Raw genomic sequence first — 10211 nt, forward strand, 5'->3', positions numbered from 1 at the left:
TTCGTACGTGACGTGAGTCCTATGCGTGGGCTCACATCGAGCAACCACAGGTTTTACTGCGCGTTGCAGGAGCAACTCACAGCGTTAGGGGACGTACCCGGGGGAGAGGGGACCGGTCCGGGACGCCGGCGGCCGGCGCACGCGCGGGCGTACGGCCCCCGGGCGACCGTGCCGGGAACCGGAGCGCGCCCGTGCGAACCCGGCCCGCTCATGGGGAAGGCACTAGGACCGATGGCCCAGGCCACCGCCGTCCACAGGCCGATACGGGCCCCGCGCGCCGCCGGTACGGTGAGGCGTATGAGCCACCTCCGACCGTCCGGCCTCGCCGCCGTGAGCGCCGCGCTGCTCGCGATGAGCCGGCAGCTGGACATGCGCGACGTCCTCAAGACGATCGTCGCCTCCGCACGCGAGCTGCTCGACGCCGAGTACGCGGCGCTGGGCGTCCCCGACGACCACGGAGGCTTCGCCCAGTTCGTCGTCGACGGCGTCAGCGACGAGCAGTGGAAGGCGATCGGCCCGCTGCCCCGGCAGCACGGCATCCTCGCCGCGATGCTCCACGAGGCGAAGCCCGAGCGGCTCAGCGACGTCCGCGAGGACCCCCGCTTCGGCGGCTGGCCCGACGCCCACCCCGACATGTCGGACTTCCTCGGCCTGCCCATCCAGGACGGCGACGAGACCATCGGCGCGCTCTACCTGGCCAACAAGAAGTGCCCCAAACCCGAGGGGAGCTGCGGCTTCACCGCCGAGGACGAGGAACTCCTCTCGATCCTCGCCCAGCACGCCGCCATCGCCCTCACCAACGCCCGCCTCTACGAGCGCAGCCGTGAGCTCACCATCGCCGAGGAGCGCTCCCGCCTCGCCCACGAGCTGCACGACGCCGTCAGCCAGAAGCTCTTCTCCCTGCGGCTGACCGCCCAGGCCGCCGCCGCCCTCGTCGACCGCGACCCCGCACGCGCCAAGGGCGAGCTCCAGCAGGTCGCCGCCCTCGCCGCCGAGGCCGTGGACGAACTCCGCGCCGCCGTCGTCGAGCTCCGTCCCGCCGCGCTCGACGAGGACGGCCTCGTCGCCACCCTCCGTACCCAGGTCCAGGTCCTCGACCGGGCACAGAGCGCGCGGGTCACCTTCGAGAGCCAGGGCGTACGCGCGCTGCCCGCGGCCCAGGAGGAGGCGCTGCTGCGCGTCGCGCAGGAGGCCCTGCACAACGCGCTGCGCCACTCCGGCGGCGCCCGCGTCACCGTCGCCCTGACCCGGCGCGGCGCCGGCACCGTGCTGCGGATCACCGACGACGGCCAGGGGTTCGACCCCACGGCGGTCCGCCAGGCGGGCAGGCACCTCGGCCTCGTCTCGATGAGCCACCGCGCGCACAGCGTCGGCGGCACCCTCAGCGTGGAATCGGCGCCCGGAAAGGGCGCCACGATCGAGATGGAGGTCCCCGGTGGCTGACAAGACCATCCGCGTCCTGCTGGTCGACGACCACCAGGTGGTCCGGCGCGGGCTGCGCACCTTCCTGGAGGTGCAGGACGACATAGAGGTCGTCGGAGAGGCCTCCGACGGCGCGGAGGGTGTCGCCCAGGCCGAGGCGCTCCGCCCCGACGTGGTGCTGATGGACATCAAGATGCCCGGCACGGACGGCATCGAGGCGCTGCGCAAGCTCCGCGAGCTGGCCAACCCCGCACGGGTCCTCGTCGTCACCAGCTTCACCGAGCAGCGGACCGTCGTTCCCGCCCTGCGCGCCGGAGCCTCCGGGTACGTCTACAAGGACGTCGACCCCGACGCCCTGGCCGGCGCCATCCGCTCCGTCCACGCGGGCCACGTCCTGCTCCAGCCCGAGGTGGCCGGAGCGCTCCTCGCCCAGGAGGACGGCGGCGGCGGAACGGGCCGGGGCACCACCCTCACGGAGCGCGAGCGCGAAGTGCTCGGACTCATCGCGGACGGCCGGTCCAACCGCGAGATCGCCCGCGCGCTGGTGCTGTCCGAGAAGACCGTCAAGACCCACGTCTCGAACATCCTGATGAAGCTGGACCTGGCCGACCGCACCCAGGCCGCCCTCTGGGCCGTCCGTCACGGAATGGCGGGCTGACCGGGGGCCGCGGCCGGCCCGGAGCGGCGAGGGCGCCCCGGCGCGGCCAGCGCGCCCCGGCGCGGCCAGGCAGAGAGGAGTGGCCAGGCAGAGAGGAGTGGCCAGGCAGAGAGGGGCGGCTACCGCCGTCCCCGCTCGCCCTCCTCCACGTACGCGTTGTACGCGGCCACCTGCGCCCTGCGCGCCACCCGCTCCACCGGACGCAGCGCCTCGCCCCGGGCCGCGATCTCGGAGGCGCTCACGGCACCGCCGTGCCCGTTCTCGTACGCCAGCGTGATCAGCAGCCCCACCCGCTGGGCCAGCTCCAGCACGCGTACCGCCCGCGGCGGGTACCCAGGCGCCAGCACCTCGCGCCCCCGCTCCGCCCGCGCCCGGTAGGCGTCCACCGCCGCCTCGGCAACCGGACCGGAGCCCGCCACGTCCAGCCGCGACAGCAGTGCCGTCGCGTCCCGCAGCGCCTCCGCGAGCTCCCGCTCCGCCTCGCCCAGCGACGGCACGTCCGCCGGCGGTGCCTCCCGTACGGGTGTGACCCGCCACACCACCTCGACGTGCAGATCGCCGGGCGGCCCGGCCTCGGTCACCTCGGGCACCAGCCCGTACGCGGCCCCGGAAGCGACCACCGCCTCCCCTGTCTCCAGCGCCCGCGCGTTGAACTCCGGCGGACCGCTCAGCCCCAGCGGATGCCCCGGGGCGGGCAGCGCCACCCGGTATCCCGTCACCCCCAGCCCCCGCAGCCGCCCCAGCGCCAGCGTGAGCCCCACGGCACCCGCCTCACCGGGCAGTCCCTCGACGCGGTGCACCGCGTCCTCTCCGACGATCGCGTCAGCCGCGTCGTCCGGAGACACCAGTCCGGCGAGCAGCGCGTTTCCCCAGGCGGCCAGCAGCCCTGAGCGTGGTTCCGAAAGCATGGGAACAGCCTAAGAGCTGCCGCGCGCTCCCCGGCGGGAACGGACCTCGCGGCCGGAGCGCTCCCCGGGTGGCGTAAGTTTTGCGTGGGAGCTGTGCCCTCCGGCACGCGACGATCTCGACACTGCATGGGGAGACAACGCGCTCATGAGCGATGTACTGGAGCTGGTGGACGTATCCGTGGTCCGCGACGGACGCGCTCTGGTGGAAGACGTCTCCTGGTCGGTCAAGGAGGGGGAGCGCTGGGTCATCCTCGGCCCGAACGGCGCCGGCAAGACGACGCTGCTCAACATCGCCTCCAGCTACCTCTTCCCGTCCACGGGAACCGCCAGGGTCCTCGGTGAGCAGCTCGGCGGCGTCGGCACCGACGTCTTCGAACTCCGCCCGCGCATCGGCATCGCCGGCGCCGCCATGGCGGAGAAGCTCCCCAAGCGCCTCACCGTCCTGCAGGCGGTGCTCACCGCCGCGTACGGCATGACGGCGACCTGGCACGAGGACTACGAGGACGTCGACGAGCAGCGCGCCCGCGCCTTCCTCGACCGGCTCGGCATGAACGACTACCTCGACCGCAAGTTCGGGACCCTCTCCGAGGGCGAGCGCAAGCGCACCCTGATCGCCCGCGCGATGATGACCGACCCCGAACTGCTCCTGCTCGACGAGCCCGCCGCCGGACTCGACCTCGGCGGACGCGAGGACCTGGTGCGCCGCCTCGGCCGCCTGGCCCGTGACCCGTACGCCCCCTCCATGATCATGGTGACCCACCACGTCGAGGAGATCGCGCCGGGATTCACCCACGTCCTGATGATCCGGCAGGGCAAGGTGCTCGCCGCCGGCCCCATGGAGACCGAGCTCACCTCGCGCAACCTCTCCCGCTGCTTCGGCCTGCCCCTCGTCGTCGAGCACCAGGGCGACCGCTACACCGCGCGCGGCCTGCCGCTGTCGTAGGCGGACCGCCCCTGCCCCGGTGTCCGGCCCCGATCCGCCGGACACCACCGGGTGGCCACCCCCGGATCCGCCGGACACCCCCTGGCCGGATCCCGCCCCACGGGGCCCCTGTCCCTGGGGCACATGCGGTCCTACCATGACGACATGGACGCGTGGGTGTGGTGGCTGATCGCGGCGGTGGGGCTGGGCATTCCCCTGGTCCTCACCGCCATGACGGAGTTCGGGATGTTCGCGGTCGGCGCGGTCGCGGGGGCGATCGTCGCCGCACTCGGCGGCGGCATCGTGGCCCAGGTGCTGGTGTTCGTCGCCGTCTCCGTCGCACTGGTCGCGGTGGTGCGCGTGGTCGCCGCGCGCCACCGGGGCGACGGCCCCCAATTCTCCTCCGGAATCGACGCGTTGAAGGGCCGCCAGGCCGTCGTGCTCGAACGCGTCGACGGCGGCGACGGCGGACGCATCAAGCTGGCGGGCGAGATCTGGTCGGCCCGCGCGCTCGACGACACCCAGAGCTTCGAGCCGGGCCAACAGGTCGACGTCGTCGACATCGACGGGGCCACCGCCGTCGTCATGTGACCGAACCGGCCACGCGGCAGGGCGAGTTCTGCGACACTCGATGTCGATCATGTCGGCTCGCCCGGTCCGTCACAGTGAGAGCGCGACCCGATCACCAGGATCCGTCGGCTATCGAAGGGCTTGAGGCACACGATGCAACCGGTCATCATCGTCCTGATCATTTTGGTGGTGCTCGTCTTCATCGCCCTGATCAAGACGATCCAGATCATTCCGCAGGCCAGCGCCGCCATCGTCGAGCGCTTCGGGCGTTACACCCGCACGCTCAACGCGGGGCTGAACATCGTCGTCCCGTTCATCGACTCCATCCGCAACCGCATCGACCTCCGCGAACAGGTCGTGCCCTTCCCGCCGCAGCCGGTGATCACCCAGGACAACCTGGTCGTCAACATCGACACGGTCATCTACTACCAGGTGACGGACGCCCGCGCCGCGACGTACGAAGTCGCCAGCTACATCCAGGCGATCGAGCAGCTCACCGTCACCACCCTCCGCAACATCATCGGCGGCATGGACCTGGAGCGGACCCTGACCTCCCGCGAGGAGATCAACGCGGCCCTGCGCGGCGTCCTGGACGAGGCCACCGGCAAGTGGGGCATCCGCGTCAACCGCGTGGAGCTCAAGGCCATCGAACCGCCCACCTCCATCCAGGACTCGATGGAGAAGCAGATGCGCGCCGACCGTGACAAGCGCGCCGCGATCCTCACCGCCGAAGGCATCAGGCAGTCCCAGATCCTCACCGCCGAGGGCGAGAAGCAGTCCTCGATCCTGCGCGCCGAAGGTGACGCCAAGGCCGCCGCGCTGCGCGCCGAGGGCGAGGCCCAGGCCATCCGGACGGTCTTCGAGTCCATCCACGCGGGAGACCCGGACCAGAAGCTCCTCTCGTACCAGTACCTCCAGATGCTGCCGAAGATCGCCGAGGGCGACGCCAACAAGCTCTGGATCGTGCCCAGCGAGATCGGTGACGCCCTCAAGGGCCTCAGCGGCGCCTTCGGCAACCTCGGCGGCGGCGTCCCCGGCTTCGACACCGGCGGGTCCCGCCCGAGCAAGGAGCGCCGCGAGGAGCCCCCGGTCGACTGACCCCTGGCCGGCCGACCGGCCTTTCGCACACGGCCCGGTGGTGCGGCCGGACGGCGGAACTCCCCCTTCCCGGGACCCCCGTCCGGCCCGCTCCGGGCCTTCGTGCATGATCGGTGCGGCACCCCGACCTTCATGGCGGGGATGCGTCACCGAACACCGAAGGAGTGGCATGTCCCTTTGGGAAATGCTCGCCGTCCTCGCCGCCGGCACCGCCGCGGGAACGATCAACACCATCGTCGGATCAGGCACGTTGATCACCTTCCCCGTGCTGCTCGCCGTCGGCCTGCCGCCGGTCACCGCCACCGTCTCCAACGCCCTCGGCCTCGTACCCGGCTCCGTCAGCGGGGCGATCGGCTACCGCGAGGAGCTCAAGGGCCAACGCCCACGCGTCATCAGACTGGGCATCAGCTGCCTGATCGGCGGACTCGCCGGCGCCACCCTCCTGCTGGCCCTGCCCTCGACCGCCTTCGAGACGATCGTCCCGGTCCTGGTCACCCTCGCCCTGGTGCTGATCGTGCTCCAGCCCCGCATCAGCAAGGCCGTGCAGCGCCGCCGCGAACGCTCCGGCGCCCCCGCCCACCCCGAAGGCGGCCCGCTGCTCGCCGTCGGCCTCGTCCTCGCCAGCGTCTACGGCGGCTACTTCACGGCCGCCCAGGGGATCATCTACCTCTCCCTGATGAGCATGCTGATCGACGACACCATGCAGCGCCTCAACGCCGTCAAGAACGTCCTGGCCGCCGTCGTCAACAGCGTCGCCGCGCTCTTCTTCCTCTTCGTCGCCGACTTCGACTGGACCGCCGTCCTCCTTATCGCGGTCGGCTCCACCCTCGGCGGCCAGATCGGCGCCCGGGTCGGTCGCCGCCTCAGTCCCACCGTGCTGCGATGCCTCATCGTGGCGGTGGGAATCTGCGCCCTCGTCCAACTGCTGCTCCGCTGACGCGCGGAAGCCCGCCTCCCCCATGGAGACGGGCTTCCGGTACGCCATCAGGCGTACGTCGATCGGACCCGGGCGGACTCGGGCCTCACGCGGTGGGTTCGGGACGCCTGCGGTCAGGCGGCGGTACGGTCCAGCCAGTCCGGCAGCGAGGAACGGTCGGCCGACGCCATCGCCAGCAGCATCGCCTCGGCCGGCGAGGGTACGAACGGCTGCCGCAGCAACGGCATCTGGGCCTGCTCCGGCGTCCGGGCCGCCTTGCGGTGGTTGTCCTCCGCACAGGACGCCACGGTGTTCAGCCAGGTGTCCTGACCGCCCTGGGCACGCGGCACCACATGGTCCACGGTGGACGCGCGCCGCCCGCAGTACGCGCAACGGTGCTGGTCACGTATGAGGACCCCCCGTCTCGACCACGGCGCCTGTCTTCGGAACGGCACGCGTACGTACCTGCAGAGCCTGATCACGCGGGGCACCGGGATGTCGACGGCGGCACCACGCATCCGCAGACCGGGGTCCGCCTGCTCGACGACCGCCTTGTCCGTCAGGACGAGCACCACCGCACGGTTGAGGGTCACCGTCGACAGCGGCTCGAAGCTCGCGTTGAGAACCAACGTGTCACGCATCCTGCCCGCCTCCCCTTGTGCTGCCCGCTGACCGGCGGGACCGGACCAACTCTGGCCGGACGGGCCGTGCGGGACAACGCAATAAAAAGTGCCCTGCCCAGATCTCTCCAAGACCGGGGCAGGGCAAACGGGAGAAGAACGCTCAGCTTTCGGGGGCGGCGTACTCACCGATCAGCTGCGCGCGGCCCAGTGTGTGGAAACGCAGGTTGAATCCGACCGCGGCCGGGGAGGCGTCGCTGTCCGGACCGAGTTTCTCCGTGTCCACGGCGTACACGGTGAAGACGTAGCGGTGGTTCTCACCGGCCGGCGGCGCCGCACCGCCGAAGTCCTTCGACCCGTAGTCGTTGCGCGCCTGCACGGCTCCCCCCGGCAGCCCGGCGAAAGCACCGCTGCCCGCGCCGGCCGGCAGCTCGGTGACCGAGGCCGGGATGTCGAACAGGACCCAGTGCCAGAACCCGCTGCCGGTGGGGGCGTCCGGGTCGAAGCACGTCACGGCGAAGCTCTTCGTTCCGGCCGGGAATCCCTCCCAGCGCAGCTGCGGGGAGGTGTTGCCCTCCGCGTACACCTGCGCGTCCGCCAGCACGGCACCCGGCGCGATGTCGTCGCTCACCACCGTGAACGCGGGCACCTCGGGGTGGAAGTCGTGCGGGAGCGGAGCCCTCTTCGCTGCGGTCACATCAGCACCTTTCCTTCGGTACGGTCCGGCGGGACGTTCCCCACCGGGACCCGGACGTCTCCCACGGATCATGCCGGACGCCCTTCCGGGCTCCGGCACGACCCGGCGGACCGCGGTCCGGGAGGAGGTGTCACAGCCAGTTGCGCTGGCCGCCCACCTGGGCCAGCCACTGGTTGAGGTAGGCCGCCCAGTCCGTCTGGTGGAAGTCGTCCAGACCGACCCGGAAGGATCGGTACGAGTCGCTGCCCTCGCTGAACAGCCCCGCCTTCTTGTCCATCTCCAGGACGACGTCCATCTCGCGGTCGTCCGCGACGAAGGACAGCTCGACCTGGTTCAGACCGCGGTACTGCTGCGGCGGTACGAACTCGATCTCCTGGTAGAACGGCAGCTGCTGGCGCGTCCCGCGGATGTGGCCGCGCTCCATGTCCGCGCTGCGGAAACGGAACCCGAGCTGCCCGAACGCGTCCAGGATCGCCTGCTGGGCGGGGAGCGGGTGGACGTTGACCGGGTCCAGGTCACCGGAGTCCAGCGCGCGGGCGATCTCCAGCTCCGTCGTCACCCCGATGTTCATGCCGTGCAGGTTCTGCCCCGCGAACGTGGTGATGGGCGTCTCCCACGGGATCTCCAGCCCGAACGGCACCACGTGGACGGCACCGGCCTGCACCTCGAACGCACCGCCGAGCCGCAGCTTGGTGAACTCGATGTCCTGCTTGAGCTCCTGGTCGTTGCCCTCCACCTCGACCCGCGCCTGCAGACCGACCGAGAGACCCTGGATCTGCTGGGCGACGGACCCGCCCTGGACCCGCACCTCGCCCTGGACGACGCCACCGGGGACGACGTTGAGCTCGATGAGCTCCGTCTCCACCGACGCGCCGCCGGCGCCCATGCTCGCGAGGAGCCGCTTGAAGCCCATGGTTTTCTCCTTATAGGTGTCTGACCCCTACATACGCGCCCTGACCGTAGCCGGTTCCCCCCACCGTTCCGCCAGTACCCTCGGTCGCCATGAACGACGCCACCGACGACGCCACGACGCATCTCCCGGACCGCGCGCCGCTGACGCGTGACTTCTTCGACCGCGACGTCCTGGAGGTCGCCCCGGACCTGCTCGGCCGCACGCTGGTGCGGCGTACCACCGAGGGGCCCGTCGAGCTGCGCCTGACCGAGGTGGAGGCGTACGCGGGCGAGATCGACCCCGGTTCGCACGCCTTTCGCGGCAGAACGGCCCGCAACGCCGTCATGTACGGCCCGCCGGGCCACGCGTACGTCTACTTCACGTACGGGATGTGGCACTGCCTGAACCTGGTGTGCGGCCCGGAGGGGCGGGCGAGCGGGGTGCTGCTGCGGGCCGGTGAGATCCGTACCGGTGCCGATCTCGCCCGTCCCCGTCGACTTTCGGCCCGGCACGACCGAGATCTCGCCAAAGGCCCGGCCCGTCTGGCGACCGCTCTCTCGATCGACCGGGCGCTCGACGGAAGCGACGCCGTCGCCGGCCCGCCGGAGCCGTTGTCCGTCCTGTACGGCACCCCGCCACCGCGTGACCAGGTACGGAGCGGCCCGCGTACCGGAGTGGGCGGGGACGGCGCCCATCAGCCCTGGCGCTTCTGGATCGACGGAGACCCGACCGTGAGCCCGTACCGGGCCCACACCCCGCGGCGGCGCCGGACTTGACGCAGCCTCGGGCAGTCCCTAATGTAGTCCGAGCCGCTTTACACGGGTGCAGTTGTCGGACCGGTCCCCCGGACCACACCGACTGGCCTCGATGCGGCCAACCACTACCTTCGATCCGCCCTGACGGGTGCGAATTCGGCATGTCCGAATTTCGCTTCGAACGCTCGATTATGAGACGTCGCGGAAATGGACTACGGTAGCGGCATCGCCGAAAGGAAGCCGAAAGGCAGACATGAGGCAAAGGCCCCGACAGGCCGCCGGAATCAAACGTCGGACCGGAAACGGAACGAAAAAGAGTCTGGTAGAGTCGGACTCGCCGGAAAGGGAAACGCGAAAGCGAAGAACTGGAAAGCGAAAATCGCTCGACCCGCTTCGACCGGGAATCGGACACGAAAGAGTCTGATAGAGTCGGAAACGCAAGAACGAAGGGAAGCGCCCGGAGGGCCCCGGTGAAACGGGACCGAAGGAAGCGTCCGTTCCTTGAGAACTCAACAGCGTGCCAAAAGTCAACGCCAGATATGTTGATACCCCGGCCTGCTTCGGCAGGTTGGTGGTTCCTTTGAAAAGTCCTACCGGTACTCAACGGTCCGGTGGGCAACAACAGCGAGGACGCTGTGAACGACCGGTCATATTCCGACCTGGTCGTTCCGCTCTCGTGTTGTGATCCCGATTACGGGAAAACATTCACGGAGAGTTTGATCCTGGCTCAGGACGAACGCTGGCGGCGTGCTT

At 70.6% G+C, this 10211-nt stretch carries 11 protein-coding genes; 7 read left to right on the plus strand and 4 right to left on the minus strand.

Features of this window, described 5'->3' with window-relative positions:
* Window positions 1-297: 297 nt before the first annotated feature.
* Window positions 298-1443: a GAF domain-containing sensor histidine kinase gene (locus tag ACWCSV_RS03890; RefSeq protein ID WP_451138228.1), complete on the plus strand. Its 1146-nt coding sequence runs from the start codon at window positions 298-300 to the stop codon at window positions 1441-1443.
* Entirely contained in the window at window positions 1436-2080 is a 645-nt protein-coding gene (locus ACWCSV_RS03895) for a response regulator (protein ID WP_451138229.1), read from the plus strand. The genes ACWCSV_RS03890 and ACWCSV_RS03895 overlap by 8 nt, the downstream gene beginning before the upstream one ends.
* A 119-nt stretch (window positions 2081-2199) precedes the next feature.
* On the opposite strand, the gene ACWCSV_RS03900 is transcribed toward ACWCSV_RS03895, so the two are convergent.
* Entirely contained in the window at window positions 2200-2988 is a 789-nt protein-coding gene (locus tag ACWCSV_RS03900) for a hypothetical protein (protein ID WP_451138230.1), read from the minus strand.
* Window positions 2989-3133: 145 nt separating this feature from the next.
* Here ACWCSV_RS03900 and ACWCSV_RS03905 point away from each other — a divergent pair, with 145 nt between their 5' ends.
* The 4 genes from ACWCSV_RS03905 to ACWCSV_RS03920 all read left to right on the plus strand — a co-directional run bounded on the left by ACWCSV_RS03905 (window position 3134) and on the right by ACWCSV_RS03920 (window position 6515).
* Window positions 3134-3931: an ABC transporter ATP-binding protein gene (locus ACWCSV_RS03905; RefSeq protein ID WP_327174999.1), complete on the plus strand. Its 798-nt coding sequence runs from the start codon at window positions 3134-3136 to the stop codon at window positions 3929-3931.
* A gap of 144 nt (window positions 3932-4075) precedes the next feature.
* On the plus strand, window positions 4076-4501 hold the full coding sequence (locus ACWCSV_RS03910) for an NfeD family protein (RefSeq protein WP_451138231.1): 426 nt from the start codon (window positions 4076-4078) through the stop codon (window positions 4499-4501).
* Window positions 4502-4633: 132 nt separating this feature from the next.
* A complete protein-coding gene (locus ACWCSV_RS03915; protein WP_327174997.1) occupies window positions 4634-5578 on the plus strand; it encodes an SPFH domain-containing protein in 945 nt (314 codons plus the stop codon).
* A gap of 169 nt (window positions 5579-5747) precedes the next feature.
* The gene (locus ACWCSV_RS03920; RefSeq protein WP_451138232.1) at window positions 5748-6515 is read left to right on the plus strand and encodes a sulfite exporter TauE/SafE family protein; all 768 of its coding nucleotides are present in this window, start codon (window positions 5748-5750) and stop codon (window positions 6513-6515) included.
* A 113-nt stretch (window positions 6516-6628) separates the two neighbouring features.
* Here the strand turns inward: ACWCSV_RS03920 and ACWCSV_RS03925 are convergent, their stop codons facing one another.
* The 3 genes from ACWCSV_RS03925 to ACWCSV_RS03935 all read right to left on the minus strand — a co-directional run bounded on the left by ACWCSV_RS03925 (window position 6629) and on the right by ACWCSV_RS03935 (window position 8724).
* Complete coding sequence (locus ACWCSV_RS03925) at window positions 6629-7135, minus strand: HNH endonuclease (RefSeq protein WP_390964393.1); 507 nt, start codon at window positions 7133-7135, stop codon at window positions 6629-6631.
* Window positions 7136-7277: 142 nt separating this feature from the next.
* A complete protein-coding gene (locus ACWCSV_RS03930; RefSeq protein WP_451138233.1) occupies window positions 7278-7811 on the minus strand; it encodes a YbhB/YbcL family Raf kinase inhibitor-like protein in 534 nt (177 codons plus the stop codon).
* Window positions 7812-7941: 130 nt separating this feature from the next.
* The gene (locus ACWCSV_RS03935) at window positions 7942-8724 is read right to left on the minus strand and encodes a sporulation protein (protein WP_451138234.1); all 783 of its coding nucleotides are present in this window, start codon (window positions 8722-8724) and stop codon (window positions 7942-7944) included.
* Between the two features lie 89 nt (window positions 8725-8813).
* Between ACWCSV_RS03935 and ACWCSV_RS03940 the strand changes: the two genes are divergently transcribed.
* Entirely contained in the window at window positions 8814-9479 is a 666-nt protein-coding gene (locus tag ACWCSV_RS03940) for a DNA-3-methyladenine glycosylase (protein ID WP_451138235.1), read from the plus strand.
* The last annotated feature ends 732 nt before the right edge of the window (window positions 9480-10211 follow it).

The sequence above is a fragment of the Streptomyces sp. NPDC001770 genome, from assembly GCF_053596135.1.